Origin of the sequence: Bowmanella denitrificans (genome assembly GCF_002887595.1) — a bacterium.
In the GTDB taxonomy this organism is placed as follows: Bacteria; Pseudomonadota; Gammaproteobacteria; order Enterobacterales; family Alteromonadaceae; genus Bowmanella; species Bowmanella denitrificans.
Window position 1 is genome coordinate 1 of record NZ_PEBU01000022.1, and the last position, 26972, is coordinate 26972.

General features: G+C 47.8%; 28 protein-coding genes. 17 read left to right on the top strand and 11 right to left on the bottom strand.

What is annotated here, in order from left to right; genetic code table 11:
- Positions 1-82: 82 nt before the first annotated feature.
- From CSR04_RS23945 to cysG, 3 genes are read right to left on the bottom strand one after another with little or no spacing between them, the layout of a single operon-like run.
- Complete coding sequence (locus CSR04_RS23945) at positions 83-547, bottom strand: CreA family protein (RefSeq protein ID WP_102798886.1); 465 nt, start codon at positions 545-547, stop codon at positions 83-85.
- 17 nt (positions 548-564) lie between these two features.
- On the bottom strand, positions 565-1263 hold the full coding sequence (locus tag CSR04_RS23950; RefSeq protein WP_102798887.1) for a TetR/AcrR family transcriptional regulator: 699 nt from the start codon (positions 1261-1263) through the stop codon (positions 565-567).
- The gene (gene cysG / locus CSR04_RS23955; RefSeq protein ID WP_102798888.1) at positions 1235-2647 is read right to left on the bottom strand and encodes a siroheme synthase CysG; all 1413 of its coding nucleotides are present in this window, start codon (positions 2645-2647) and stop codon (positions 1235-1237) included. The genes CSR04_RS23950 and cysG overlap by 29 nt, the downstream gene beginning before the upstream one ends.
- A 184-nt stretch (positions 2648-2831) precedes the next feature.
- On the opposite strand from cysG, the gene CSR04_RS23960 reads away from it, so the two are divergent.
- Positions 2832-3023, top strand: a complete 192-nt coding sequence (locus CSR04_RS23960; RefSeq protein WP_245921878.1) for a hypothetical protein — start codon at positions 2832-2834, stop codon at positions 3021-3023.
- Positions 3024-3071: 48 nt separating this feature from the next.
- Here CSR04_RS23960 and CSR04_RS23965 read toward each other — a convergent pair whose 3' ends face one another.
- Complete coding sequence (locus CSR04_RS23965; RefSeq protein WP_102798889.1) at positions 3072-3572, bottom strand: GNAT family N-acetyltransferase; 501 nt, start codon at positions 3570-3572, stop codon at positions 3072-3074.
- A 126-nt stretch (positions 3573-3698) separates the two neighbouring features.
- Here CSR04_RS23965 and CSR04_RS23970 point away from each other — a divergent pair, with 126 nt between their 5' ends.
- Positions 3699-5018 carry a Na+/H+ antiporter NhaC family protein gene (locus CSR04_RS23970; RefSeq protein ID WP_102798890.1) on the top strand — a complete coding sequence of 440 codons (1320 nt, stop codon included), beginning with the start codon at positions 3699-3701 and terminating at the stop codon, positions 5016-5018.
- Between the two features lie 13 nt (positions 5019-5031).
- Here CSR04_RS23970 and CSR04_RS23975 read toward each other — a convergent pair whose 3' ends face one another.
- From CSR04_RS23975 to CSR04_RS23990, 4 genes are all read right to left on the bottom strand, one after another.
- Complete coding sequence (locus CSR04_RS23975; protein WP_102798891.1) at positions 5032-5619, bottom strand: TetR/AcrR family transcriptional regulator; 588 nt, start codon at positions 5617-5619, stop codon at positions 5032-5034.
- Complete coding sequence (locus tag CSR04_RS23980) at positions 5616-6482, bottom strand: alpha/beta hydrolase (protein ID WP_172449476.1); 867 nt, start codon at positions 6480-6482, stop codon at positions 5616-5618. Before CSR04_RS23980 ends, CSR04_RS23975 begins: the two co-directional genes overlap by 4 nt.
- Positions 6483-6608: 126 nt before the next feature.
- Entirely contained in the window at positions 6609-8528 is a 1920-nt protein-coding gene (locus CSR04_RS23985) for a TonB-dependent receptor plug domain-containing protein (protein ID WP_216362625.1), read from the bottom strand.
- A 181-nt stretch (positions 8529-8709) separates the two neighbouring features.
- On the bottom strand, positions 8710-9567 hold the full coding sequence (locus CSR04_RS23990; protein ID WP_102798894.1) for a LysR family transcriptional regulator: 858 nt from the start codon (positions 9565-9567) through the stop codon (positions 8710-8712).
- Between the two features lie 278 nt (positions 9568-9845).
- Between CSR04_RS23990 and gcvT the strand changes: the two genes are divergently transcribed.
- The 5 genes from gcvT (at position 9846) to CSR04_RS24015 (ending at position 16581) form a co-directional block, all read left to right on the top strand.
- Positions 9846-10928 carry a glycine cleavage system aminomethyltransferase GcvT gene (gcvT, locus tag CSR04_RS23995; protein WP_102798895.1) on the top strand — a complete coding sequence of 361 codons (1083 nt, stop codon included), beginning with the start codon at positions 9846-9848 and terminating at the stop codon, positions 10926-10928.
- 28 nt (positions 10929-10956) lie between these two features.
- A complete protein-coding gene (gene gcvH / locus CSR04_RS24000; protein ID WP_102798896.1) occupies positions 10957-11346 on the top strand; it encodes a glycine cleavage system protein GcvH in 390 nt (129 codons plus the stop codon).
- Between the two features lie 108 nt (positions 11347-11454).
- On the top strand, positions 11455-14346 hold the full coding sequence (gene gcvP / locus CSR04_RS24005) for an aminomethyl-transferring glycine dehydrogenase (protein WP_102798897.1): 2892 nt from the start codon (positions 11455-11457) through the stop codon (positions 14344-14346).
- A gap of 639 nt (positions 14347-14985) precedes the next feature.
- Positions 14986-15270, top strand: coding sequence for a helix-turn-helix domain-containing protein (locus tag CSR04_RS24010; protein WP_102798898.1), 285 nt, complete (start codon positions 14986-14988; stop codon positions 15268-15270).
- A gap of 15 nt (positions 15271-15285) precedes the next feature.
- Positions 15286-16581, top strand: a complete 1296-nt coding sequence (locus CSR04_RS24015; RefSeq protein WP_102798899.1) for a type II toxin-antitoxin system HipA family toxin — start codon at positions 15286-15288, stop codon at positions 16579-16581.
- 34 nt (positions 16582-16615) lie between these two features.
- Here CSR04_RS24015 and CSR04_RS25060 read toward each other — a convergent pair whose 3' ends face one another.
- On the bottom strand, positions 16616-16792 hold the full coding sequence (locus CSR04_RS25060) for a hypothetical protein (RefSeq protein ID WP_172449477.1): 177 nt from the start codon (positions 16790-16792) through the stop codon (positions 16616-16618).
- A 315-nt stretch (positions 16793-17107) separates the two neighbouring features.
- On the opposite strand from CSR04_RS25060, the gene CSR04_RS24020 reads away from it, so the two are divergent.
- The 7 genes from CSR04_RS24020 to CSR04_RS24050 all read left to right on the top strand — a co-directional run bounded on the left by CSR04_RS24020 (position 17108) and on the right by CSR04_RS24050 (position 23493).
- On the top strand, positions 17108-17761 hold the full coding sequence (locus tag CSR04_RS24020; RefSeq protein ID WP_102798900.1) for a hypothetical protein: 654 nt from the start codon (positions 17108-17110) through the stop codon (positions 17759-17761).
- An 11-nt stretch (positions 17762-17772) separates the two neighbouring features.
- Complete coding sequence (locus CSR04_RS24025) at positions 17773-18249, top strand: DUF2269 domain-containing protein (RefSeq protein WP_245921881.1); 477 nt, start codon at positions 17773-17775, stop codon at positions 18247-18249.
- A 177-nt stretch (positions 18250-18426) separates the two neighbouring features.
- Complete coding sequence (locus CSR04_RS24030) at positions 18427-19176, top strand: class I SAM-dependent methyltransferase (protein WP_102798902.1); 750 nt, start codon at positions 18427-18429, stop codon at positions 19174-19176.
- A 22-nt stretch (positions 19177-19198) separates the two neighbouring features.
- Entirely contained in the window at positions 19199-19843 is a 645-nt protein-coding gene (locus CSR04_RS24035; protein ID WP_102798903.1) for a hypothetical protein, read from the top strand.
- A 225-nt stretch (positions 19844-20068) separates the two neighbouring features.
- Positions 20069-20974: a hypothetical protein gene (locus CSR04_RS24040; RefSeq protein WP_102798904.1), complete on the top strand. Its 906-nt coding sequence runs from the start codon at positions 20069-20071 to the stop codon at positions 20972-20974.
- Positions 20975-21433 (top strand): hypothetical protein, encoded by a 459-nt coding sequence (locus CSR04_RS24045; protein ID WP_102798905.1) that lies wholly within the window; start codon positions 20975-20977, stop codon positions 21431-21433. It abuts the gene before it with no gap.
- A 2-nt stretch (positions 21434-21435) separates the two neighbouring features.
- Complete coding sequence (locus CSR04_RS24050) at positions 21436-23493, top strand: coiled-coil domain-containing protein (protein ID WP_102798906.1); 2058 nt, start codon at positions 21436-21438, stop codon at positions 23491-23493.
- Positions 23494-23564: 71 nt separating this feature from the next.
- Here the strand turns inward: CSR04_RS24050 and CSR04_RS24055 are convergent, their stop codons facing one another.
- Positions 23565-24071 (bottom strand): hypothetical protein, encoded by a 507-nt coding sequence (locus CSR04_RS24055; RefSeq protein WP_172449478.1) that lies wholly within the window; start codon positions 24069-24071, stop codon positions 23565-23567.
- 25 nt (positions 24072-24096) lie between these two features.
- Complete coding sequence (locus CSR04_RS24060) at positions 24097-25068, bottom strand: hypothetical protein (protein WP_102798908.1); 972 nt, start codon at positions 25066-25068, stop codon at positions 24097-24099.
- Positions 25069-25118: 50 nt separating this feature from the next.
- On the opposite strand from CSR04_RS24060, the gene CSR04_RS24065 reads away from it, so the two are divergent.
- From CSR04_RS24065 to CSR04_RS24075, 3 genes are all read left to right on the top strand, one after another.
- Complete coding sequence (locus CSR04_RS24065) at positions 25119-25604, top strand: hypothetical protein (protein ID WP_146027244.1); 486 nt, start codon at positions 25119-25121, stop codon at positions 25602-25604.
- Positions 25601-25996 (top strand): hypothetical protein, encoded by a 396-nt coding sequence (locus tag CSR04_RS24070; protein WP_102798910.1) that lies wholly within the window; start codon positions 25601-25603, stop codon positions 25994-25996. Before CSR04_RS24065 ends, CSR04_RS24070 begins: the two co-directional genes overlap by 4 nt.
- Before the next feature lie 119 nt (positions 25997-26115).
- Positions 26116-26799 (top strand): hypothetical protein, encoded by a 684-nt coding sequence (locus CSR04_RS24075; RefSeq protein ID WP_146027245.1) that lies wholly within the window; start codon positions 26116-26118, stop codon positions 26797-26799.
- Positions 26800-26972: the final 173 nt, after the last annotated feature.

Here is a 26972-nt window from a genome sequence, read left to right on the forward strand (position 1 = left end):
AACTGCCAACTGCCAACTGCCAACTGCCAACTGCCAACTGCCAACTGCCAACTGCCAACTGCCAACTGCCAACTGCCAACGGCTAGCTGCCCACTTTGGAATAAGCCTCAGTTCCCCACAATGGCACAGTAGACAGGCTATGTTTAAAGCTACCTGAGGTTTCTTTGGTGGAGTAGGACACATACATCAGGGTCTGATGCTCGGGGTCAAAGATGCGGCGAATCTTCATGGATTTAAAGAAGATGCTTTTGGACTTACTGAATAACACCTCACCGGACTTACTCTTGTCGATTTGCGCAATCATGGCAGCGGTAATCGGGCCGGTTTGCCGACAGGCAATCGCGCTGTCGGATGGGTCGGAAAAATCCAGATTGGCTTCAATACTGGACACATGACAGGTGACGCCAGTCACAACAGGATCCGTAAAGGCATCCAGCTTAATATCTTTGGTGGTAAACACCCCCAGCGACACATCGCCGACTTCATTGGGGCTACAGGCTACCAAGCTGAACAGCAAAGCACTCGCCAAGGTAAGTTGTTTTAGCATAATGGGTTTACTCCGCTTTATCTGTCAATCCCGCCACTGGTCAGCCCAAATAACGGTCCTTCCAGCAAGGTATTCAGTACCGACTTTACCTGATCAATCTGCATTGTCGAACTCGGGCTGCTAAGTAGTTGATACTCAAGATGATACAAGGTGCCCAGCAGAATTTGCGCTCTTTCAATGGCCTGTTCCTTACCCAGCCCGGCAAAGAAATGTTGGATGGCGCGGGTCATCATTACCTGCGGTTGTTGGTAAAGCTCGGTCAGCTTAGGGTTACGCAGTGCTTCCTGACGGAATGACCATTCCAGTATCCTGGCATCCTTGTCCTGTACCTGATTTTCAATATGGGAGACCAGAAAACGCAGTAAGTCCTGCTTCAATTTGCGCTTGTCACCGTGACGGTTAAATTCCTCCAGCGCGATCCAGGCGCTGCGCTCCAACAGTTGCACATGGCTGGCGTTTTTTTCGGTGAAGTGCACAAATGCATCGTGGATCAGGCACTCGATAGTATCGAAGTAGTAGGTGGTGGCAGACAATGGCACGCCCGCTTCTTTGGCGACGGACCGGTGGCGAACTTCACGAATTCCGTCCCTGACCATCACGGTCAGGGCTGCATTGAGTATGGCGTTGCGGCGTTCAGTGCTGTCCTTGCGTTTGGTAGGGCGCCCCTGATAGGGCAGGTGTAGCTGGTCAAGAGCCAGGCTGCTCCTTGTCTGCATCGGCATTACCTTGTGGTTTAAACCAGTTGAGTTTATCTCTTAAGGTCACCACAGTGCCAACAATGATTAGTGCAGGGGGCTTGATATGCGCTGCTTTGTCCTGAATGTCGGCCAGAGTGCCGGTAACCACCTGCTGCTGCTCAGTGGTGGCTTGCTCCACCAAAGCTATGGGCATATCAGACGGCATACCATGGGCAATCAGTTCCCGGCAGATAACCGGCAGCCCCGTCAGTCCCATATAAAACACCAGGGTCTGGCGTTTTTGTACCAAGGCCGGCCAATCCAGATTGATGCTATCGTCTTTTAAATGGCCGGTAGCAAATACCACGGACTGTGCGTGATCCCGGTGCGTCAGTGGAATACCTGCGTAGCTTGATGCGCCACTGGCCGCAGTGATACCGGGCACCACTTCAAAGCCGATATTGTGTTCCAGCAATACTTCTATTTCTTCACCGCCGCGACCAAATATAAAGGGATCACCGCCTTTCAAACGCACTACACGTTTACCGGCTTTGGCTTCGCGGACCAATAACTGGTTGATGTCCTCTTGTGGCAGAGTATGGTTGCTGGCCGCTTTACCTACATACACTTTCTCGGCGTCGCGCCGCACCATATCCAGAATGTCCTGCGAAACTAACCGGTCATATACCACCAGATCGGCCTTTTGCATTAGGCGCAGGGCACGGAAAGTCAGAAGCTCAGGGTCGCCGGGGCCAGCACCTACCAGATACACTTCTCCTTGTGCTTTTGGCGCATCATTCTGCAGCTTGGCTTGCATCATTTCCCTGGCTTGTAAGGGGTTACCTTTTAACACCTGCTCGGCAATATCGCCGTCAAAGACCTCTTCCCAGAAATAGCGCCGCTGGGTGACATTGCTGAAACGCTGCTTAACCTGTTCGCGAAAGCTGTCGGCAAACTGGGCCAGGCCACTGATGCGCCGGGGTAAAAAGGCTTCCAGCTTCTGACGCAAATAACGCAGCAGGACCGGCGCAGCGCCGCCGCTACTCATGGCGATCAGCAGTGGCGAACGGTCAATAATAGACGGCGTAATAAAACCGCATAAATCCGGCGCATCAACCACATTAACCAACAGCTTCTGGGCTTTGGCCTCCTCACTGATTTGCTGGTTGAGCATCGCATCATTGGTAGCAACAAACACCAGATGGGCATCATTCAGATCACTTGTTTGATAGGGGCGTACTGATAAGGTCAGTTTACCGCGCTGCGCCAGGGTCATCACCGAGGGGCTGACTTCAGGTGCCACCACATGCACCTGGCAATGGGTGCGCAGCAGCAGCTCTATCTTGCGGGTGGCCACTTCTCCGGCACCTACCACCAGTACGGGCAAGCTGTGGGTATCAACAAATAAAGGGAAGTATTGCATCTGGTCTTAGTTTTCTATTGCACTTTGTACATTCTGCCAGCTCTGCTTATAACCACATAATATTAATTTCAGAAAACATATAATCAAACTGTTGTGGAACAATCATTCCACTAACCTCGCGTTATAAAGGGCAAGATCTCCTGCTTTAGTTTGAAGAAATTTTATTCTTCTTTTTCATATTCGCATGAGCCAGTTTATTTTGCTGATGGATATCTCCACCATTGCCTTCGCACTCAGTATGGGATTCGCTGATGGCTGGCCATTACTGCTGCTGGCCTGTGTCAGCGCAGTAACCAAGTTGGCTATTATGTATTTGTTCTATTGGGTGCGGGTCAGCCCTGTAGCACTGGCCCGTCGCCAGGCCGCGATAGGGTAGTCTACCAGGGCTTGGTTTGAGCAAACCTGTCTGCAATGAGCGCACGTTTTAATACTCAATAGCGTAGTAAACACATTCAGTGCCCAGATGGGTCACCTGTTTTTCATACTGCATGCCCAGTTTCTGCAGCAGTCGAATCGAGGCCTGGTTGTCTGGCATGGCCATGCCGATAATACGTTTAAGTCCTAATTGTTCCTTACCAAATTGCATGGCTGCCTGTGCGGCTTCAAATGCCAGGCCTTGCCCCCAATAGCTTGGCAGCAGGCGGTAACCAATATCCACCTCATTGAAATCCGGCAGAAATTTCAGACCGCAAAAGCCAATAAATTCATTATTGGCTTGGTGGACCAGGGCATGGCGACCATAGCCATATAACTGATAATCACGTAACGGACTGTCTTTAAGATACTGGCGCGTCAATGCCACACTGGTTTGCAGCGGGCCAATATGGCGCATAACCTGTTGGTCGCTGTTGAGGCGGTTTAGCGCCTGTGCATCTTCTAATCTCAACGGGCGCATAAGCATTCGTTCGGTATGCAGGACTTGCATGGCAGACTCGCAGTTTTAAAGAGAGCGAAGGGTAGCGCAGATCGTTGCCCGAGAAAATAAAGCTTGTTTGGCCGGGAGTGACTATTTACACTTTTAGACGTCTAAACGTCTTTATGGTGAAAGCAGTTGTCTGACCTTAATTCCGTATCGGCTCGCGGCAAGTATGCATTGCTGCCGCTTGGCCTGTTTCTGCTGCTGTTTCTGGGGGCTGGTTTTTACTACCAGGCGCAAGGAGTGGAGTTTGCCTTTTATCAACTGCCGGCTCCTGTCGCTGTATTGCCTGCGGTATTGTTGGCGGTCTGGCTATCCAAAGATTCACTGAATCGCACTATTGCCCAGTTTACTGATGGCGCCGGACATCAGGATATTATGACCATGTGCATGATATTTTTGCTGGCCGGTGGTTTCTCGGCGGTGGCGAAAGCCACGGGTGGAGTGGATGCCACCGTGGCCCTTGGAGTCAACCTGATCCCGGCCCAATTCCTGTTGCCTGGGTTGTTTCTGCTCGGGGCTTTTGTGTCGACGTCCATGGGGACGTCCATGGGCACCCTTGCTGCGATGGCACCTATTGGCATGGGCATGTCGCAAGTGACCGGTATTGAGCCGGCGCTGATGGCGGGCGTGCTGATGAGTGGCGCGATATTCGGTGACAACCTGTCGATTATTTCTGATACCACCATCGCCGCTACCCGCACTCAGGGCTGCCAGATGCGCGATAAGTTTGTCGAAAATCTGAAAATGGCCTTGCCAGCAGCCATTGTGACCTTGCTGTTATACGCCTGGATCAGCCCGCAGCCCGAACCTGTTACGGTGGAACAGGGCAACCCCTGGCTGGCCATTCCTTATTTGCTGATCCTGGTGCTGGCTGTATCCGGGGTCAACGTTTTTGTGGTGCTGGTATTGGGGATTGTATGCAGTGCATTGATGGGCTTGTGGCAGGCTGATTATGCACTGAACCAACTGGGTAAGGACATTTACGCCGGTTTTACCTCTATGCAGGAAATCTTTATGCTCAGCATTCTGATCGGCGGCTTGTCCGGTTTGATGCGCTCCCAGGGCGGGTTGGATTATCTGGTTGGCAAGTTGCATGCGTTGTCGCAAAAGTTGTCCCGCCATGCCCAGGCCAGTCACAGTTTTGCCATTGCGGCGCTGATTGCGCTTAGCAACCTGTGTATTGCCAATAACTCGGTGTCGATTATCGTGGTGGGCGAAGCGGCGCGCAAGCTGGCCGAACATGGCGAAATTGACCCGAAACGCAGCGCCAGTTTACTGGATATCTTTGCCTGTATTGTGCAGGGGCTGATCCCATACGGTGCGCAGGCGCTGCTGTTAGGTGCCAGCTTTGCCATCTCGCCGGTAGAAATTATTCCTTATGTATTTTACTGCTACTTGCTGGCGCTGGTGGCCTGTGGCTATATTGTCTGGAAGCTGGCCGCTAAACGTTAGCGGCTTAGCTGGTTCATGCTGAGCGATGAATAAGGCGGGCCAGGCTTTGCTGATAAAGCCCTGCGGCCTGCTCTTTATTCATACAATCCCGCAGCAGAATATGGCCAAGATACAGGCTGTACAGTTCATAGGCCAGGGTATCGGCAGCGATATTGGACGGGAGTTGTGCAGCGGCCTTGACCACTTGTCTGCGCAGGTATTCCAGCAATCTGGCCTGCTGCTCCAGGGCAAAACGCCGGACCGGACTTTGCGGGCGATTCTGGTATTCCACCGCCGCTTTAATCAGCGGGCAGCCCATACCGGTTTCACCCATTACCTTGTCAGCCCAATTCATCCAGGTCAGCATCAGCGCTTCAATTCGCTCGATGGGGTCGTCTCGGCGGGTTGGCACTAGTACCTGCTGTTTAAACTGTTCCTCAATATAGGCAAGGATCGCCAGTTGCATGGCTTCCTTGTCTTTAAAGTGTGAAATCACGCCAGTTCGCGACAAATTGCACTGCTTGGACAATGTGCCTATGGTGATATCGGCCAAGCCGAATTTACTGCTGTGTTTAAACCCGGCTTCCAATATGGCCTGTCGGGTGCGCTCGCCTTTATTCATGTGCCTACTAGAATGGACGAAATCTGCTGAATAACCCCAGTATCTCTCAACAATTTGTTATGACCAAGGTTTTGCGTGCGGTACAACGGCATACCCTGTTCGCGGCTCACATCTTCAATGTGATTGAAAGGCGCGAATTTATCGTCGGTATCATGAATCAGATAAAGGCGATCACGGTATTTATGCAGGTGATGCTGGTACTGCAGTTGCTGCCATTGGGTTTGATACTGGCCAGAGATATGTTCCAGCACCAGCGACAGCATCTTGGCGGAAATACCCATACGTTCCACTTGTACAAACATTAGCTCAAACAAGCGGATAGGCATGGCAATCAGGATCAACTTGGTATCTTTCAGGTACTGAGGTTGCAGATTCAGGCTGGCCAGCCCGCCCATGGAATGGGCAATAATGGCAGATACAGCCTGATGGTTTTGCTGAAAGTGGGCCAGCAGTTTTTCGGTGGCTTCAATAAAGGCCAGTAAATGCGCCTGCTTGCCAGTTGCACGTCCATGCGCCACATGATCAATAGCAGCCACGCTGTAGCCTTGTTGCAGCAAGGTCTGAATCAGGGGTTCAAAACAGCGGCTGTTATCTGCCCAGCCGTGACTGGTGACAATCCATGGGCCACTGTGGCCAAACAGATGCACTTTTGCCATGCCTTGCCTGGTGTCGATATCCAGTTCCGCCGACGGGGTGACTTGTTCAAAGTGGCGGGTGCGCTTGCCATAAGGCCGCAGCAGTAACTGGCGGCCAAGCCATAACGCCAGTTTAGGGGTATTGTCACTCAGAAAACCGGTAATGCCTTGTAAAACGCGTTGCCTGCGATTTCCACCCTGATCGTCTGCAAAGTAATTCAACGCCATGTTTGTCTTCCTGATCATAATAAATAGTACAGTTGTACTAATAAAATAGTTCAACTGTACTATTTTGGCAATAAGTAAGTGTCAGAGATAACAGCACGGAAGACCAATAAAGCGAAAGGGAGCCGGTTAGAACCGCCAGTCAATGCCGGCGGTCAGCTGGCGCTGCTGCTCCAGGTAAGGCCAGGTATTCACTACCCGCCGCGTTACTTCCGGTTGCCAGCGGCTTTGATCGAACACATTATCAACATCCAGCCATAAGGACAGGCAGGCGTTGACATGATAATTCAGGTGGGCATTGACGCCGGTCTGAGGATTGGTCAGCGGATTGTAAGGCAAGGTGCCGGGTGGGTTTTGCCAGCCACGCACATGTTGCATATGCACGCCAAGCTGCAGATTGTGCCCCAGGGTTTGGATCCAGCCAAGTTTCAACAAATGCCGGGGCATGCTGCTGGCATTGTCAGTATTCACGCCGGGAGCCTGGTTCTGCTGGTATGTCCAGGACAGCTCCAGGCGCATATTGCTGTCGGCGGGTTGCCAGCGACTTTCCCACTCCAGCCCTTTAATGCGTTGTTCACCAAAGTTAAAGTAGCTGGCGGTCTGCCCTGGTTGGGCACGGCGAATAATTAAATCCTGGTTGTGACTGTAAAACAGACTCACGGCGCTGTAGAAACTAGCGCTGTTGTATGCCAGTTGAGCGTCCCAGGTGTCGGTGGTTTCCGGCTGCAGAGCCCTATTACCCAGCACCACACCAGGCAGGGCAATGCCTTGCTCCAGCATCGAGGGGGCGCGATAAGCTTCGGCATACTGAATTTTTGCCAACCAACCATTTTGCCATTGGTAATTGGCAGACACCCGGCTGGAAAGATGGCTGTCGCCATGCTCGGCTTTATTTAGTTGTAAACCGGCCACCAGCGACAAGCGTTGGTTAAATTGATGGGCAATTTCGCTGAAGGCGCGTTGCTGATTGTCCTGATAGGCAGGAATTATCTGAATATGGCCGCTTTGTGCATGGTCACCGGCGGAATCCCCCTTATTACGCTGCAGCTCAATGCCCAGTGTCAGGGTGGTGTCGGCACTTAAATCGCGTTGCCAGCGCACATCCCATTGCCAGTCGTGTGCGTCCATATAGCTGGGCTGCGGACCGGGGTTAGTATAGTGATTGTGCATCGCGTTATAGGTGAGCGCCATACTCAGTTGGCCTTGCCACAGATTCTGTTGAGTGGAAAGGCTCAGCCATTGCCGGGTGGCTTCAATGCTGGCCTGTTCAGTAAACAGACTGGCAATAGGTAAGGTGCCGCCATGGCCAGAATGGCTGTCGGTATATAAATAGCTGAACTGCCAGTCACCCCAACCACCCGCCAGGCGCATGCCCAGGTTCTGCTGGTCAAAATCTCGCACAAAGCCCTGGTTGGTCTCATCCTGAGCACGATAAGGATTATGTCTGTCGTTAAAAAAACGCAGGTTAACCGTGGCCCAGGCTGACTGGCGTTCAATGCCCTGACTGAGGCTTAGCATTTGCCTGCCTCCTGAGCCAAGGGCGGCGGTGATACCCTGGCTGCCAACACCGGGGTCGGTAACAATGTTCACCACTCCGCTAAAGGCATTGGTGCCATATTGCACCGAGCCCGGACCACGAATAATCTCAAGTTGTTTAATCCCACCAAGCGGCATGGCGCGCAGAATAGCCAGATCGGCACCGCCATTCTGGGTTTCGCGAACGGGCTGACCGTCAAGCAGAATAAGCACATGGGTATTGTACTGGCCTGGCTGATCGCCACGAATACTCAGGCTGTTCACCGGAAACATATAAGTGCCGGTGCCCAGTACCCCTGGGGCAAGCTCCAGCGCTTCAACCAAACTGGTAGCGCCATAAGCCTTGATCTGCTCGCGGCTGACCACCGACAGTACCCCCGGTGCTTGTGATAACGCCTGCAGCCTGCGACTGGAGGTCACCACTTCCACGTCCAGCAGTTCTTCAAAAGACAAAGCGAAAGGGTCAGGGGGGGCAGTTTGCCGGGCGTTAGCAGTATGCACCAGAAACAACAAGGGAAGGCAGACTCCCTTAAACAACAAATTCCGTTGGCGCCGCGTCATGCTTTCCCAAACAAAGACAGGTTATTGATGTTAAAAGCTAAATCATCTTCGACCGGGTTGCAAAGTTGTTTATGTCGTCGCGTGGTAAGTATTTGTTATTCAGGTGATAGTGCCGCTGCCACCGCTAACTGATTCAGGCAGCCAGGTAACTTAACCTGGAGCGAATAAACTCAGCCAGTTTATGGCTGGCCTGAGGATGCTTGTTGGACTGGATAAACAGGTTAATCCCCACCAGGCCAAGCGACGGCAGACTGCGATGTTTAATCAGGGTTAAATCGGTTGGCAGGGTACTTTTGGCCAGCACGGTAACCCCCAAGCCTTCTTTAAGCGCCGCAGTAATACCGCCGATATCGGCATTGGTATAGCTAATGCGCCAGGGCTGATTAGCAGCTTGCAGGCGATCAAGCGCGCGTCGCCGGTAAATGCAGCCACTGGGTGCCACCACCAGCGCCACTTTATCGTCTGCAGGCCGGTATTGCGGGTTGGCGACCCACACCAGTTCATCTTGCAGCACGGTTTCCGGCTGGTTGGGGTGGGGCATATCGTCCAGTGCCAGAATCAAATCAAACTGGCGACGACGCTCTTTGTCCAGCAGCGACTTGCTTAAGTCGCAGGTGACTTCCAGGGTCACATCCGGGTAGGCCTTGTTAAAGTCACCGATAATGGCAGGCAGCAGGCTGGTGGCGAACTCGCTGGGCAGGCCCAGGCGCAACTGGCCGGTGAGCTGGGTTTGCTCAAACTGGCGAAACAGTTCATCGTTGATCGCCAGCATCTGCACCGCTTGCTGGTACAACTGCATACCGTCGCTGTTCACCTGCTGGCGCTGGCCCTGACGAGTAAAGAGCTTGCGCCCGAGCTGTTCTTCCAAACGCTTGATCTGCAGGCTGATGGCGGGCTGCGAGCGGCCAAGAAAATCCCCGGCCTTGGCATAGCCGCCCATTTCCACCACAGTGACAAAGGCGCGTAAATTATCCAGTGACAGTTGTTTCATAGCAGAATTTCTTCACCGCAGAGCACGCAGAAAATTGCAGAGTATGCAAAGTGCCAGCTTTTAGGTAATTCAATTGCACAGTTTGTGACTCTCACTCTTAATGCAGTTCTCTGTGTGCTCTGCGACTCTGCGGTTTTATTTAAATCAGCTTCTTAAATGATGTATGGATAATACATAATAATTCTTAATGTATCCATTTGGATTTCCAATTTGTTGCCTTGTGGTGAAGCTCCTATAATCAGGCCACTTTTTTTGAACCTCACAAGAGTGCCAAAGCCATGACCAACAAGACTGTGCTGCACCCCAAACACCTTGAAGCCGGCGCCAAAATGGTGGATTTCCACGGCTGGGAAATGCCCATTAACTATGGCTCCCAAATTGAAGAGCACCACGCCGTTCGTCGTGATGCCGGTATGTTTGACGTGTCGCATATGACCATTGTTGATATCAAAGGTCCGCAGGCCAAAGCCTATTTGCGTTATCTGCTGGCCAACGACGTGGAAAAGTTGAAGGACAAAGGCAAAGCACTGTACAGCGGTATGCTGAACGAAGCGGGCGGCGTGGTAGACGACTTGATCGTGTACTTCTTCGCAGACGACGATTACCGCCTGGTAGTGAACTCGGCCACCCGTGAAAAAGACATTAACTGGTTAAACAAAGTTGCCGACGGCTTTGATATCCAGATTATCGAACAGCCCAACCTGGCTATGATCGCCATTCAGGGTCCCAATGCCAAAGCCAAGGCCGCCGAGCTGTTCAGCGCCGAGCAAAAAGCCGCCGTGGAAGGTATGAAGCCATTCTTTGGCGTACAAAGTGGCGAACTGTTTATTGCCACCACTGGCTACACCGGTGAAGCCGGTTATGAAGTGATGGTACCGGCCGAGCAGGCCTGTGACTTCTGGCAAAAGCTGCTGGATCTGGGCATTCAGCCTTGTGGTTTGGGCGCGCGCGACACCCTGCGTCTGGAAGCGGGTATGAACCTGTACGGCCAGGATATGGATGAAACCATTTCGCCGCTGGCCGCCAATATGGGCTGGACCATCAGCTGGTTGCCGGAAGAGCGTGACTTTATGGGCCGTAAGGCACTGGAAGAATACAACCGCAGCGGTAAAGACAAGCTGGTTGGCCTGGTGATGGAAGAAAAAGGCGTACTGCGTGCTGGCCTGACCGTTAAGGTGGAAGGTGGCGAAGGGGTGATCACTTCTGGTACCTTTTCACCGACCCTGGGTTACAGCATTGCAATGGCCCGTGTGCCTTCCAGCGTAAGGGATACAGCCGAGGTGGAAATGCGCAAAAAGTGGGTTACAGTAAGAGTGGTTAAACCCAGCTTTGTCCGTAACGGCAAAAAAGTAGAACACTAAAAACGTCACAAGTATTAGAGGAAATACAATGAGCAACATCCCTGCCGAATTGCGTTATGCCGCGTCTCACGAATGGGTGCGCCCCGAAGGTAACGGCGTATACACCGTAGGTATTAGCGAACACGCCCAGGAACTTCTGGGTGACATGGTGTTTGTTGAACTGCCTGAAGTAGGCAGCAATGTCAGCGCCGGCGACGACGTAGCCGTAGCTGAATCTGTTAAAGCGGCATCCGATGTATATGCCCCTATCAGTGGTGAGATCCTGGCGGTAAACGAAGAGCTGGAAGACTCCCCTGAGCTGGTCAACTCTGACCCTTACGGCGACGGCTGGATGTTCCGCATCAAAGCCGACGACGAGAGCGAGCTGGCTGAGCTGCTGGACGCCGAAGGTTACGAAAACAGCATTGACGAAGAGTAACAAATATTGAAAGGCCGCGCCGACCAGGTGCCGGCCTTTTTCCGTTAAGCGCCCTGGGTTTTCCCGGGGTTTGCTTTTGCAACTTCCCTAATCGAGATACCAAGCATTATGTCTGACACCAACCTCTCCCTGTCGCAACTTGAACAGAAGCAGGATTTTGTCCGTCGCCATATCGGCCCCGGCCAGGCAGAAACCGCTGCCATGCTGGACGTGGTAGGCGCCAGCAGCCTGGATGACCTGATTGAACAGACGGTACCCGCGGCCATTCGCTTACCTAAGCCATTGAATCTGGGTGAGAGTCAGACAGAAGTCGAAGCCCTGACGGCGCTAAAAGCCGTAGCCAGTAAAAACAAGATTTTCCGCAGCCACATTGGTATGGGCTATCACGACACCCTGACCCCCAATGTGATTCTGCGTAACGTGATGGAAAACCCCGGTTGGTACACGGCCTATACGCCTTACCAGCCCGAGATTGCCCAGGGCCGCCTGCAGGCGCTGCTGAACTTCCAGCAAATGACCCTGGACCTGACCGGTTTGCAACTGGCCTCTGCCTCTTTGTTGGATGAAGGCACCGCCGCGGCCGAAGCCATGGCCCTGGCCAAGCGGGTTTCCAAAAACAAAAAAGCCAACCTGTTCTTTATTGCCGATGATGTGCACCCACAAACCATCGACGTGGTAAAAACCCGCGCCGAGATGTTTGGTTTTGACATTATCGTGGCCCCGGCGGCTGACGCCCCTAATCACGATGTATTTGGTGCGCTGCTGCAATACCCTGGCACCACGGGTGCCATCAGCGATCTGGAATCTCTGATTGCTACCTTGCAAGGCAACAAGGCCATTGTGTCGGTGGCGGCCGATATTATGAGCCTGGTGCTGCTGAAATCCCCTGGCGAAATGGGCGCCGATGCGGTTCTGGGCAGTGCCCAGCGTTTTGGTGTACCAATGGGTTACGGCGGCCCGCACGCGGCCTTCTTCGCCACTCGTGACGAGCATAAGCGTTCACTGCCTGGCCGTATTATCGGTGTGTCGCAGGATACCCGTGGTAAACCTGCTCTGCGTATGGCGCTGCAAACCCGTGAACAGCATATCCGCCGTGAAAAGGCTAACTCCAACATCTGTACTGCGCAGGTGCTGCTGGCCAATATGGCCTCTTTCTACGCTGTGTATCACGGACCAAAAGGCCTGAAAACCATTGCCAGCCGTATTCACCGTTTGGCCGATATTCTGGCCGCCGGTTTGCAAGCCAAAGGCCTGGAACTGGTCAACGACACCTGGTTTGACACCATCACGGTTAAGGTCAGCAATAAAGACGAGGTTGTGGCCCGTGCTATCGCGTCCGAACGTAACCTGCGTACCGACTTAGGCGGCGCGCTGGGTGTGAGCCTGGATGAAACCACCACCCGTGACGATATCAACAGCCTGTTCGATGTCTTCTTATGCACCGGTCACGGCTTGGATATCGACGTACTGGATGCGCAAATCACCGCCAGCGGCTCGGCCTCAATTCCGGCCAACCTGCTGCGTACCAGCGAGATTTTGACCCACGAAGTGTTCAACAAGTATCACAGCGAAACCGAAATGCTGCGTTACATCAAGTCGCTGGAAGACAAAGATCTGGCCCTGAACCACTCAATGATTTCACTGGGCAGCTGTACCATGAAGCTGAACGCCACTGCCGAGATGATCCCGGTGACCTGGCCTGAGTTTGGCAGAATGCACCCCTTCGCGCCGCTGGATCAGGCGCAGGGCTACCAGCAAATGATCAACGAGCTGGGCGATGCGCTGGTGGAAATTACCGGTTACGACAATATCTCCATGCAGCCTAACTCAGGTGCCCAGGGTGAATACGCCGGTTTGATTGCCATTCGTCGCTACCACGAAAGCCGCGACGAAGGTCACCGCAATATCTGTTTAATTCCAAGCTCTGCCCACGGTACCAACCCGGCGTCTGCGCAGATGATTGGTTACAAGGTGGTGGTGGTTGACTGTGACAAGAACGGTAACGTTGACCTGGCCGACCTGAAAGCCAAGGCCGAAGAAAGCGCCGATAACCTGGCCTGTATTATGGTGACGTACCCTTCTACCCACGGTGTATACGAAGAAACCATTCGCGAGATTTGCGATATCGTGCACCAGCACGGTGGCCAGGTATACCTGGACGGCGCCAATATGAACGCCCAGGTTGGCCTGACCAGCCCCGGCTATATCGGTTCTGACGTATCGCACCTGAACCTGCACAAAACCTTCTGTATTCCACACGGCGGCGGCGGCCCCGGTATGGGCCCAATCGGTGTGAAATCGCACCTGGCGCCATTCCTGCCCAGCCACCCGGTGATGGCAATCAGCGGTACGCAGCCAACTAACGGTGCCGTATCTGCCGCGCCATGGGGCAGCGCGTCTATTCTGCCAATCAGCTATATGTACATTAAGATGATGGGCGGCGAAGGGCTGGCTAAAGCCACCGCCATGGCGATTCTGAACGCCAACTACGTGGCCAAGCGTTTGTCCGGCCATTATCCGGTGCTGTACAAAGGCCGTAACGACCGTGTGGCGCACGAATGTATTATCGATATGCGTCCGCTTAAGGAAGCCTCAGGCGTGACCGAAATGGACGTGGCCAAGCGTTTGAACGACTACGGCTTCCACGCGCCGACCATGAGCTTCCCGGTAGCCGGTACGCTGATGATCGAGCCCACCGAATCCGAAGCCAAGGCCGAGCTGGACCGCTTCTGTGATGCCATGATCAGCATCCGTGAAGAGATCGCCAAGGTAGAAAGCGGTGCGTGGAACGACACCGACAATCCGCTGCACAATGCCCCGCACACCCTGGCGGATATCTGTGACGACGAGTGGACCCGTGCTTACAGCCGCACCGAAGCGGCCTATCCGGTAGATGCCGTGCGCCGCAACAAGTTCTGGCCAAGCGTAAACCGTATCGACGACGTATTCGGTGACCGTAATTTGGTGTGTTCTTGCCCTGCTACTGATACTTATCGGTAAGTTGGCGGACAACGCTGAATAGTTGAAAAAGGGCCTGATGGCCCTTTTTTTGTATCTACAACATCCTTGTTTTTTATAACACGCTGCTTTTGGCGCGCTAGATACAGTTATTCACCACAAAGGACACGAAGTGCACGAAGGGTTATAGAGATCGTCCACTCTTCGTGTTCTTCTTATCTTCGTGTTCTTCTTATCTTCGTGTTCTTCTTATCTTCGTGGTAGAGAAATAATTTTGGATACGGGACCTCCTTGTCTTATATGACGCGCGGTCCATTGCGCGCCAGTTCCTTTCGAGCGTCCTGCCTCCAGCTAAAGCTGTTCAATCTGGCTCCTGACCAGGTTTATTCAGCCTCTTCAAGTATTTAAATCGTTGCACCACGAGAAAACCTTTCTGGCGGAGTTGCTGAGAAGCCAAAGTAATTGAAAGCAGTAAATACGTCAGCGAGCTTCTCTGCGGCCCGGCGTCACAGCGAGAATCGGCCAGAGGCCAGTTCGTGCCTTTTCGTGTAGTTCGTGGTCATCCATAAAACAAATATTCGTATTGTTTTTTTGTCATATAACAATATAAAAGTAGTAAATTGTGTTTAAAACTACATTTAGGTTGTATTATCTTGAGGATACACAATTAAAGTTGTTTTTATGAAGACGAATAACGCTATTGCTGAGCGGCTTATCGCTGAGCGTAAGAAACGCAACCTGTCGCAGAAAGACATGCGCATGCTTATCGGTATGTCACAGCAGCAATATCAGCGGGTAGAAGCGGGGCAGGATCTGAAAGTCTCCACGCTGTTGCGTATTTTGGCGGGCTTGGATCTGGAGTTAGCCATTGTTGAGTCCGGGCTGACGGTTAAACACTCTGACGCTGATTCAATGGCGGAACAAGAGAGTCTTTGGACGAATCGGCATAAGCACCTGGAGGATTGACCTCTGATGGCGATAATGAAGAGAAAAGAGGAAGTTGCCGGGCTCAGGTTGCTGTTAGCAGATCAGCAAGTGGGTGTATTGACTCACTACTCCGGCGGCAAGAATATTCTTGTGTTCTCTCCGGATTATGTGACCCTGCCCAAAGCACATCGCCATACATTGACATTAACGCAGTTGCTCAACGAAGGTTACCTGTCAAAGCCCCTGATCTGCGCGCAAAGGCTACCGCCAGTGCTTTCCAACTTACTTCCTGAAGGAGCGCTTAGAGCATGGTTAACATTCCAGCTTAAAGTCCACGATGAGGATGAGTTTCCCCTTTTGGTACATACCCGCCATAACTTGCCTGGAGGCTTAACAGCCGAAGCCATTCCTGCTGGTCAGGTACCGATCTGGGCGCTTGATCACCGGGAGCAGGTCGAAGCGGTGCAAGTCGAGGTTGACCCGTCTGCACAGCACAGTTTCTCGCTGGCCGGTGTACAGATGAAGTTTTCAGCATCCAGGCAAGCGCATGGCGGATTCAATATTGGATTAGATGCTAACGGTGCCAAGCTGTTTCTGACCAATAATGAAAGCTGGATTATTAAAACCCCTTCCGTTATTCACAAGCATGTTCCGCTCAATGAGTATACGGCGATGCGCCTGGCTCAGGCTGCAGGGATTGTTATCCCCGAAATTATGCTTGTTGACCTCACCCAGCTTACAAACTTGCCTGACATACCACTACCTCAGGAAAGTCAGGCCTATGCCATAAAACGTTTTGACCGGCAAAATGGCCAGCGTGTTCATACTGAAGACTTTGCTCAGGTCTTTCAACTGTACTCGCGAGACAAGTATGGAAAGCATAATTATGAGCAGATAGCTGACGCGCTCTATCACTACAGTCCACAGGGTCTTAAAGATATCCAGCAAATGGCCAGAAGATTACTGATCAATATTCTGCTGGCTAATGGAGATGCGCATTTGAAAAACTGGTCTGTGATATATCAAGACAGGGCTAATCCTCTACTGTCACCTGCCTACGATATCGTTTTTACCTCGCCTTATGTGGCCAACGAGCAAGAGGTGGCACTGAACATGGCTAAGAACAAGAATTGGTACCAGATGAGTATGGCGTCTTTCGAGACCTGGGCAAAGCGAACAGGTATCCCCTGGCCCGCTGTCAGGGTACACCTGAAGGACACGCTCGAAGCGGCAAGAGACAACTGGCCAACCATGCTGAATGACTTACCTATGGTGGAGTCCCAAAAAGTATTGCTTAGGGCGCACTGGCAAAGGCTGCATTCTGATTTCAGGATATCCACCATCTTGTAAGATGATTGGCTATTTGTGGTGCCCGAAAGACAATCTAAAACTCGCTTTTATTTTGCTGATAATGACTCAAAAGTATTTCGGCGTATGCTTTGTCATTTGTGATATCTGAATGATCATCTTCATCAAGCTCATTGGAATCTAGTTGAGAGTTATACTTTTCAATAAGGGCTTCCAATGCTTCGATTATGCAGTTTAGTTCTCGCCATTCCATTTTTAATTCTCTCTAATTCTGAACCACAGTATTGATGAGGAAGGTTACTGTCGCAAGGCAGAAGGTTCCTAACTTTCCTGTTCTGTATGACGTGTTGTTTTTAGCTTGCCGGTCCTATTCAAAAAGTTCTCCCTGAACCGACCGGGAATTTTTAAGCGGTGGGAAAGCGGCTTGGGCCGCTTGGGGGCTGGATGTTTCGGCAGCTCTGGCCCTTTGATTCGGACCCTTTTATCCCAGATCAAACAGTTTCCTTAGTCAATGACAGACTGTAGGATGCGGCTATATCAGCGGACGTTTTACAGGAAGCCGAAGGCCATGGAGCAGACGAATAACAATAACAGGATGAAGTTCTACCTGGTTCATCTGATTGCCGGAATTATCGTCGTTGCCTGTTTACTGATGAATGGTCCTATGCGAGGTGGTCTGCCTGTTGACAATACATTGTCAGAGAGAATGACTTTCATCGTTGAGCATCAGGTAATTTGGCAGTTTTCCTGGTGTATTTGGATGCTCTGTGCCCTGGGACTTTTCACTTTTTGCGCAATTCTGGCTGATAACCTCAAACCTTCATTGTTTCGTAACCTTGGGCTGGCCTTTGTGGCCATGGGTATAGTGCCGGATCTCAGTGCCGAAGTGCTGTATGCCTTTGTAATCCCTAATCTTATTCATAGCAACACCAGTTTGGAAACATTGTCAGCGTTGGAAGTGATAGCTACTCATTTAACCGGCTTCCTAGGCAACGGTTTATATAACTTGGGTGGCATGCTACTGACGCTGATTGCCATTCAGGAAGGCCTGATTCGTTCATGGGTAGCCATTTGGGGTATAACAGCGTGGGTATTGGGACTAATGTTGTCCTTCTCTATTGCCTTAAACGCTATGCAGGCGGCAGAACTATTTACCGCTACTAGCATGGTGTTAAGCACCATGTGGATGCTGATCTTTGCTCATAAGGTGTTGCAGCGATAATGGACTATTCGTTGTTAAAACTGTTACATATTGGCGCTTTGATCTTCTGGTTGGGCCCAGCCTTTGGGGCCTGGTTGGTGCTTAAGGCCGTGGAGAAAATCGCCGACCTTAGTAATCCCATTGCTGCCAAGGTCAGTAAAGTCTTCTTCTTTACCATAGTGATCGAACATGTCGCTTTTGCTGTGCTGCTGGCCAGTGGATTTACCCTGGCATTTCAATACGGCTTCATTCACACCGACTGGCTGCAGCAGAAACTTTATATCGTTCTGTTGATTATCGTACCGCTGGAAGTCGTGGATATCTTACTCGGCAACTGGCTCACTGCGCAGGCATCGAAAAAGCTTTATGTGGGGCAGCCGATGACAAAGTGGGACCAACGCTGGATAGACTTCTATCATGGACCATTTACTAAAATCGCATTGTTGGTCATTCCAATTTCGGTATTGATGGTAATGTACTTGGCTGTTGGGAAGAATACATTATTATAAACAGTAGTATTCGTTGTATCTTCGTAACCATTTAAATTGCTTTGCTAATATGGAAATTAAAAATTCAAAAATTCAAAAATTCAAAAATTCAAAAATTCAAAAATTCAAAAATTCAAAAATTCAAAAATTCAAAAATTCATAGATTCTTATAAGACTATGTACTAAAGGGGTAGAAGAATGAGTAAACTCTTTCCGACCGAAGTCTCAGATTCCATTCCAAAAATAGGGATCTCAGTGAAATCATCGCAGTACCAGAAGCAACTACAAAAGCAGCTATGGGAAGCTGAATATGGCATATCTGCAACCATTCCATCATCACATCGACGTAGTCCTTCACACGCAATTCAAGCAGCACTGCCACTTTTGAATGAAAGAACAGGAAAGGCACTCGATCTCGGATGTGGAAATGGTAGAAACTCTTTCTATTTAGCGGAGAATGGGTATGATGTTACAGGAGTTGATTTTTCAGAGAATGCTTTAATGCTAGCGCGTAAGTATTTTTCTGGAAAGGGAAATATTAGATTCTTTGAACAAGATCTTTGTGAAGGTTTTCCATTTGATGATAATCAGTTTGATTTTTTAATTGATTCTTATTGTCTTTGTCATATTTTGGATAGCAGTGAATTAATAAAAATTCTCTCCGAATGTAAGAGAGTATTGAAACCCGATGGGAAGATGCTGAAGATTCATTTGGACGCTGATGATGAATATTATCTCCAGAGAAAAGAAAGCGACTTTGAATACGGCTTTATTAGTTTGGATGGTGCGAATGGAATACGGAAAATGCATTTTACAGAGAACTCTTTCAGGAAAATGATGAAAGGAATATTCGAAATAGAAAATGTTGAAAAAGTCAGCTTTTATGATTCTGTTAGAGGCGAAGTGCACAAAAGATCCGTAACATTTTTTCTAATGAGAAATATGTAGAATAAATAGAAGGAATTAAGTGGTGGAAAAGGTCTATGATTCATCAACAGGACAGTTTATTGATCCATTGTTCGCTATTGTAATTGCTGCAGCTGTAAATGAAACATTCGTTACTTGGTGTAAGTCAGATAGTTTAGTCAATATCATGCCAAACAATTTAACAGAGTTTTTAATTGTTTTTGCAGGTTACTCCAACATACTTCTTAGCTGGTTTGGCTACCACAAATCAGTAGCTAAAAAACCTATTAAGAGTGCGGCAAGATTCTATATTACTGTAGTTCTTTTACCGTTATATTTATTCACAATAATTTTGTACAAAATGCCTGTTGAATACCTGACTATAGTCTATTTTTCAATATTTCTTCTTTGGACTATTTGGGAAGTGATAAAAAATAATGAATATGCTAAAGAAAGTTGTGAAAATGGTAGAGATAGAGCTTTATTTCGTTCGTATAATATTTTTATTTTTCTAGCTTTTTTAATTGCTGTTGGTTCTCTTTTATATCGTGAAATTATTGGGGGGAGCTATGATAGCTCTTCTATTTCTTCTGTTTCTCAGTCAATATTAATAGTGATTTCTATTTTCTGGTTGAGGATAAGAAAGTCCGAAGGGGACTCTGCTTTCGGTTATTTGAATGAAGCTTATAAAAAGGCTGTTGGATTATAATAGTAAGATATGATCAAGGTGACCCCTTGATCCAGGGAACCTAGGGATACCTATGATTCATCATTCTTGTTGATGCATGTAGTAATGGACTTAGCTAACTCAATAATCATAAAAAAAGTCAAAAAACAGTGTCTTAGTGTATTCGAGTAAAGTCATTTTTCTATTTACTAAGTGACATAAGGTGACTAGACTGGGTTAATTAGGGAGTTAGAAAGAGGCTAGGAATTGAAAAACCCTCAGAATAGCCCAAAAGACTGGGAAAATTATTTTAAAGATATTGTCAGGTTACATTATAAGCCAGCGAACTACCGAGATGTTCCTGATAAGCATGTTGGAGATTTTGGCATTGAATGCTACACGCTGACGGGGCATGTTTTTCAGTGCTATCTGCCGGAACAAGTTACAGAGGTTAACAAGCTTGTTGATTCACAGCGGCGAAAGATTAACGCAGACATTAAGAAATTTTCCGAAAAGAACATTAATGAGCTTTCAAAGCTATTTGGCGAGTTAGTTATTACTCGATGGATACTGGCTACGTCCGCTAACGATTCTGCGGTTCTGACTCAGTTCTGTGCGCAAAAATCAATTGAAGTCAGAAATTTAGGTATAGATTACATTAGTGACGACTTCGAAATACTCGTGCATACAGAAAGAGACTACCCGAAAGAAGTAGGATTTTTAAGAAAAGAAACCTACCAAATGAACTTTGATTTTTGCAGTACGACTGCCGAGGGAGCTGCAATTTGGATTTATGAAAATACTGCGTTTCTTTCAAAACTCGACATGAAACTTCCAAAAATTGAAAGCGATGCGAATAGAATTTCTTTAATTCGGACCTTTATTATTCAGAAGTATTTAGATTATCAAAATCTTATGGACATGCTGCAACTGGAATGGGGTGACATATATTCGACCGTTTTCAACTGCATCCAACACAGAGAAAATAGCTTAATAGGTAGATTTGTCTTGGAGTCAGGTGAAACCTTACCCGGTGATGTTATAAAAGATGAAATGGCAAAACTTCATGACAACATTATGGAAGAAGTAAAGTCATTTAAAGGGACGGATTTAGAGAAAATAAAATGGGGGGTTATTGCCGACTGGCTGATCAGATGCCCTTTGGATTTTTAAATGGATATTAACACGATACTTGACCAACCGTTTACGTTTACACGAAGAAACCAACTTATCCCCTGTGAATTGAGGCCTACTTGGAAAATATCTTTGATGTTAATTGTTTTTGGCTTACTAGCGAAAAATAACAAATGCAGTCTTAAAAAGCTTCACGTTGCCAACTGGGTTGTTAAGAGTGAAGACCATGTTGAAGAGTTCCTGTTTTGGACAAAGGATACGAATGGAGTGAGACCTGATATCAGAATGGAACCAGCATTGGATAGAGCAATAGAGTTGATGATTGGGGACAAGTTCCTTCTCAAAACTGATGGAAGGCTAGAAGTAACGGATGCAGGAATGAAGATTTTTGAAAAACTAAATGAAGCCTCACTGTTAGAAATTGAAAGAAAAAGACTGTTGGCGATAAAAAAATATATGACCGAAGCCAATGTAGAAAGAATTTTCAAGGTGGCTTAAAGATGACACTAGCTATAACAAGGTTGAAAATAGTAGCTAAAACGAAAGATGGAGACTACGGAGTAGATATCCCATTTAGTCAAGGATTGTTTGTTTTAAGACTAGAAAACTCACATGGAAAATCTACATGTATCAATGCGATTGCTTATGCGCTTGGTATGGAAAAGGCATTAGGATTAGGAGGGACCAAATTACCTTTCCCTCCTTCGTTAACTAAAGCTCTCGAAGGTGAAGATGGAACGGAACATTTGGTTATTAAATCTTCTGTGATGCTAGAAATTTCGAATAAAGATGGTGAGGTTTGCACGCTAAGGCGGCAAATTATCGGTTCGGATGAAGATGATATAATTTATCAATACGATTCAAAAATCGATGATTTACAAATGCACAATCATAAGAAGTTGTTTTTGCACAGAGAAGGAGATACCACCCGCCCTCTTGGTTTTTTCAAATGGTTAGATTCTTTTATTGGTTGGAATTTACCTCTTGTACCAAATTTTGACGGAAGAGAAGTTCCACTATATCCGTCTGTGTTTTTCCCTACTTGGTTTGTCGAGCAAAAAAAAGGTTGGTCTTCTATACAGCATACAACACCGACTTTTCTGAAAGTTAAAGAGGCTAAGAAAAGAGCGCTTGAGTTTATTCTGAATTTAGACGTCAACGAAACAGTAAAAAAACGAGCAAAGCTAAAAGTAGATATTGATGCAGCTTTACAATCATGGAAGATGACATACAAAAAATCAGAGTTGCTTGCTGCGAGAGTATTTGGGCAAATACGAGGTGTTACGGAAGTTCCAGAAGCAAAGTTTGATCAATACAAAGTAGACATTGCTATAAAGAAAGACGATAGGTGGATTTCAATTCAGGTATTGGCGGAGGAGGTTGAAAAACATCTTTTTGAATTTCAAAAAAGCAGTCAGATTGAATCTGTAAATACTCAGATAGACAATGAGCTACAACAGAAAATTGATGAAATAGAATCTGAGATTAAAGTTCATGATTCAAAGTACATTGAACTTGATAGTGAAATATCTTTTTTAAATCAGCAGGTTTTTTCGGCTGAGATCAGAGTATCCAATCTTCTAAACGATAAAAGAAAGTATGAAGATCTTAGAAAAGTCGGTGAACTTAACATTTATCAAAATGCCAAGCTAGAAACAGAACAATGCCCCACATGCGGACAGGACTACACTGATAATTTGATAGATATGGATTCCTCTTCTGCGATTATGAGTGTTGATGAGAGCCTGGAGTTCATTAAGCAACAAATTAAAGCATTCAAGGGGGTAATTGAAAGCTACAAGTTCCAGAAAAAGAAGAGAATTGTAGAATTATCAACCGTTAAGTCGTCCTTGTCTGAACTGAGAATTTCATTGCGAAAAATTAAAGATTCGTTGATAAATCCGGGAACAACTTTGAAAGAGGAAGAGCTTCGCAAGAAGATCAAGCTCGAGAACAAAGTAGAGCTGTACAAAGAGACCATTGGTTCATTGGTTGATATTAGGCTTGAGTTGGACGCTATCTTTAGGAAACATTCGAGTTTAGTAAAGCAAAGACGAAACTTGCCAGAGAGCGTTTTATCTCCTTTGGATATGAAGAAAATCAAAAAGTTAGAAGTGAGCTTGAGGGAACTCTTAGTTGACTACGGATTTTCCAGTTTCAGTCCAGATAAGTTAGAAATTTCTAGAGAAACATATTTACCTACTAGAGAAGGATTCGATATCGGGTTCGATACGTCGGCTAGTGATGGTATTCGTCTTATTTGGAGCTATCTCCTTAGCCTCTTTGTAGTTTCCAATGAAATAGAAACAAATCACCCTAAATTAGTTGTATTTGATGAACCACGTCAACAGGAGGCTAATAAATTCAGCTTTACCACTCTATTGAAATCAGCTGCTAATATTTGTGCCGAAGGTGGACAGGTGATACTTGCAACGTCAGAAGAAACTGACGTAATTAAAGATTCTTTGAAAGGAGTTGCGTATAATATGTTTTCCGCTGAAAGAGATGAAGGGAAGATTATTCGAAAACTTAACCGGTCAAAGGGTCAGAGATCTTGAACCCATAGCTAATGCATTGTTCTGAACACTGAAAGCGTAGAACTTGTGGTCATCCTTGGATTTTTTTAGCGTCACTTTTGCTTCAAGTAAGCCCATATCTCCGCCAGTTCTCGCTTATTCCCATGCCGCAGAATCTTAGAGATTTGCTGGTCATAGCAGAGATTTTCTTCCTTGACCCAGGCGGTGCGGGTGAGTGAGCTTTTTAGTAGGGTTATAGAAGGGCAGGGTTGGTAGCCTTGCTGTTTGGCCTGATTGTCCCACAAATTATTTAGATAGCTTCTGCTAATTAGTAACCCCATCAAGCAAATTAGTAAGGCATAGCCGCAATAGCTGGTCAGCTTATCTGGTTTCTTGGGATCGTGTTTATTAGTTAGGCGCAAATAGACCTGATTGGCAAAGGCAATCGACAGTACCAGTAAGCCCAGTCCCGCTGCGGGTAATGCGCTACCCAGATAATTCAGTACTATCAGTGGCTGGTCGCTGTGGATGTTGTTGTTTAGCTCAAGCCTAAATTCCTGAAAAAAATAGATGGAAGATAAGGCTGTGATCAACAAGGCCAACGACATAAAGGCTGACAAAAAGATGACCTTTTTGTGAGCGCTGTTAATACTTGATGAAGCCAATATATTTTCTCTTTAATTCTTCAATAATTCGCCGAGCTAGACCCTGAGCTTGCATTCTTGTCCAGCCTTTAACACCCGACAACACATAGTATCCAATCTCTGCTGCCTTTCTTGTCAGCTTGTCTTGAGTTTTCTCTACGGCATCATTTACTTTTTTCGCCGCTGAATACAAATATGCTTCAAATTCTTGAAGTCCTGTGATGAGTAGTTCGGCAAGCCTTCCATCATCCACACTATCTATCACTGTCCCTGCAACGATCGCGACAAAGATTCCTGCTGCTAGAGGAAATATGGCGACGGTAAATACAGCAGAAGCTGCAGCCATAGCTAAGTAGCCAATCACACAGATAACAGAAGCCTTAACAATATCTGCGCTGATATTTCCTAGCCAATGAGTCCAGCGATATTCCTGCTCGAACAACCAATCTACGCTATGCAGCGAGACAGAGAATATCACTGTTACCAGGAAACCGCCTTTTGCCATATTTTTCAGGCCTTGTGAACCTACGGCAAACTTTATTACTTTACTGTGGGTACTAAGGTAACGCGTTCCTGTCAGGACCTGTCGCAGTCCGGCACGGCCTTTAAAAATGACGTACTGCTTACCGTTGCGTTGTTCAACATAGTATTGGCCAAGAATATTGCCTGAACGCTGCATTTCTGCGGCCAACGCATAAAGTACCTTGCTGTCCATTGCTGCACTACCGTAGCTTCTACCCGATTCCAGCATATCTTTGGTAACCGACAGCGCAGTCATGTCTTCAAATTGCGCTTCTATTTGTGACTGTGCCAGCCCAGCTGCCAGCTTTATGGCGAACCAAAAACGTATAAATTCATCGGTATTTTGTACGTAGATATCTGTCTGCTGAATTTGTCGCGGATGTTGGTAACCCGGTAACTTTTCTTTTGCTTGCTGAGGCAAATGAACAGGGGAATAGGTAGGCAGGCTCATATGTCATCTCCTTGTCGACATGCTATGTATCCGTTGCATAAAATTTAAGCATGAAAACTGTTCTATTGCCAACTGTTGCAATCAATATGAAGCGCTTTGTTTATTTCACTTGCATGACTTTTTTATTCGCTTGCACATCATCGCCGCACTCAAACTTAATTGCACTGGATTACGAGGATTTTGGTCCCCAGGTGATTGCCAGTGAACTGATCGGTATGCAATGGTGGCAATGGCAATCTCATGGCGACTCTAGGCCCCAAAAGGAAGATATTCGGGTTATTGTCTATAAAGATGTGCCATTAAGACTGGTCAAAGAGGCATTTCCCGTTGATCAAAGTAAATTGGAGGATTATCGCTATATTGACTGCCAATCTGCGTATACATACCTACAAGCAAAAATTCAGGAAGATGTACTTGAAGAGGTTACCAGACAACTTAGCACTACTTACCAGTATATCTCCGACAATCTCTGCCACTTTACCGATGTAAAGGACGGCAATATGGCAAAGGATTTTGGCATTAGGAATACGTTATGAGAACCGGCTGGAAAGTGTTGTTTTGTCTGGTGGTGCTAACCACGCTTTTGGGATTTGTTACGCTGTTTTATGAATGGCGGGTTAGCCCTGATAAGGTTAGACAGGATGTTTGGGATTGGGTCTTGTTTTTTGTTGCGGATGCCTTTTATCTTACCGCTGCCTACGGCTATGCCTATCGGAAATACTATGGTCCCGGTCTGCTCTGGATTGGGGTTTTTGTATTGTCTTTATTCAGCGCCATTTACGAAAGTGTGAGCTATGTGTTGTCCGATGAAATAGACAACATGGAGAAGTGGATAGTGACTCCTCCTACGGTTGTATTTCTGCTGGCGTTACTGTGGATGTTGCTTTCTTATGCCAGAGAGATTGACAAGTTAAAGGCAAAAGGTTGAGTGCAGATGCTTAGGATATGTACTCGCTTATTGTGTTTTTAGTCTTTTTCCGACCCAGTTTTTACTATTTACTGTCTATTTCTATTCCTGCGCGCTGTTTAATAGCAAGGAAGTAAAGGATGACTAAGCCCACTATCGCTCTTCTTCTTGCCACAATAACGGCAAACCCTGATTTAGGATTGCAAGGGCGACATATGGTGTTTCTGATGAGCTGTGCGGAATTTGCGCTTGATGTGAGTGAAGACGATAAGGAGCGGTTCAGGACTCTGGGATTTGCAGTTAATGAACGGGTTAAAAACCATTGGCCTGACAATCAGGACTTTATTGATGGCATGCTCAGCGCTTATGAAGAATTTTCTGAACTGGAACCGATGTCGGCCAGTATCAGAGACAATAAACAGTTGATGTCAATTAAGCTTACCCCTGATGTCTGCGCATTGCATGCTAAGGGCGCCGAAGCTTTTCTGGAAAATACTATGTCTGCAAAATCATCCAGCCGTATTCCAGCCCCCGTTGTGGAGCCCATCGTGGTTGACGGCATTCGTTATGAGCAGGTAAAAAATGGCTTAATGGCGGGCTTTGAACAAATGGGCGGGTTGTTGGCGGCGTTTGAGCAAGACCAGCAGCTGTGGGTGATAAAGGTGTACGAGAACCGGCGTGACCCAACGCGCGAAGGGGATGTGCAGGATGTGTTTTTTAAAAGCATGGCGCTGGAAGCGGATAGGCTGCATCTGCGTATTGAGAACGAACGGGGCCGGGTATTTCGTGTCAACCTTGAAACCCGTCAGGTGACGGAGTTATAACCCTGCTCTCATTGGGTTAACGATTAATGGGTGATACGGCTGACTTGTACTAGCTCAGACCTGATCTGACAGTTACTCTCCTAAAGCACTTTGTTGTCAGGGTGAGATCACGAACATTATTTGAGCAACCTCGACTTGATTTGTCAGACCAATTGACGAGCTGATCATGCTGT

Bases quoted from the DNA above. Each gene is read 5' to 3' on its own strand.
- CSR04_RS24010 (WP_102798898.1), top strand. From the start codon at position 14,986: ATGAAGACGAATAACGCTATTGCTGAGCGGCTTATCGCTGAGCGTAAG.
- CSR04_RS23960 (WP_245921878.1), top strand. From the start codon at position 2,832: ATGAGCCAGTTTATTTTGCTGATGGATATCTCCACCATTGCCTTCGCA.
- CSR04_RS24060 (WP_102798908.1), bottom strand. From the start codon at position 25,068: ATGAGCCTGCCTACCTATTCCCCTGTTCATTTGCCTCAGCAAGCAAAA.
- CSR04_RS25060 (WP_172449477.1), bottom strand. From the start codon at position 16,792: ATGGAATGGCGAGAACTAAACTGCATAATCGAAGCATTGGAAGCCCTT.
- CSR04_RS24065 (WP_146027244.1), top strand. From the start codon at position 25,119: ATGAAAACTGTTCTATTGCCAACTGTTGCAATCAATATGAAGCGCTTT.
- gcvT (WP_102798895.1), top strand. From the start codon at position 9,846: ATGACCAACAAGACTGTGCTGCACCCCAAACACCTTGAAGCCGGCGCC.
- CSR04_RS23965 (WP_102798889.1), bottom strand. From the start codon at position 3,572: ATGCAAGTCCTGCATACCGAACGAATGCTTATGCGCCCGTTGAGATTA.
- CSR04_RS24015 (WP_102798899.1), top strand. From the start codon at position 15,286: ATGAAGAGAAAAGAGGAAGTTGCCGGGCTCAGGTTGCTGTTAGCAGAT.
- CSR04_RS23990 (WP_102798894.1), bottom strand. From the start codon at position 9,567: ATGAAACAACTGTCACTGGATAATTTACGCGCCTTTGTCACTGTGGTG.
- gcvH (WP_102798896.1), top strand. From the start codon at position 10,957: ATGAGCAACATCCCTGCCGAATTGCGTTATGCCGCGTCTCACGAATGG.
- CSR04_RS24030 (WP_102798902.1), top strand. From the start codon at position 18,427: ATGAGTAAACTCTTTCCGACCGAAGTCTCAGATTCCATTCCAAAAATA.
- CSR04_RS23975 (WP_102798891.1), bottom strand. From the start codon at position 5,619: ATGAATAAAGGCGAGCGCACCCGACAGGCCATATTGGAAGCCGGGTTT.
- CSR04_RS23945 (WP_102798886.1), bottom strand. From the start codon at position 547: ATGCTAAAACAACTTACCTTGGCGAGTGCTTTGCTGTTCAGCTTGGTA.
- CSR04_RS24075 (WP_146027245.1), top strand. From the start codon at position 26,116: ATGACTAAGCCCACTATCGCTCTTCTTCTTGCCACAATAACGGCAAAC.
- CSR04_RS24050 (WP_102798906.1), top strand. From the start codon at position 21,436: ATGACACTAGCTATAACAAGGTTGAAAATAGTAGCTAAAACGAAAGAT.
- CSR04_RS24020 (WP_102798900.1), top strand. From the start codon at position 17,108: ATGGAGCAGACGAATAACAATAACAGGATGAAGTTCTACCTGGTTCAT.
- CSR04_RS23950 (WP_102798887.1), bottom strand. From the start codon at position 1,263: ATGCAGACAAGGAGCAGCCTGGCTCTTGACCAGCTACACCTGCCCTAT.
- CSR04_RS23980 (WP_172449476.1), bottom strand. From the start codon at position 6,482: ATGGCGTTGAATTACTTTGCAGACGATCAGGGTGGAAATCGCAGGCAA.
- CSR04_RS24070 (WP_102798910.1), top strand. From the start codon at position 25,601: ATGAGAACCGGCTGGAAAGTGTTGTTTTGTCTGGTGGTGCTAACCACG.
- gcvP (WP_102798897.1), top strand. From the start codon at position 11,455: ATGTCTGACACCAACCTCTCCCTGTCGCAACTTGAACAGAAGCAGGAT.
- CSR04_RS24045 (WP_102798905.1), top strand. From the start codon at position 20,975: ATGGATATTAACACGATACTTGACCAACCGTTTACGTTTACACGAAGA.
- cysG (WP_102798888.1), bottom strand. From the start codon at position 2,647: ATGCAATACTTCCCTTTATTTGTTGATACCCACAGCTTGCCCGTACTG.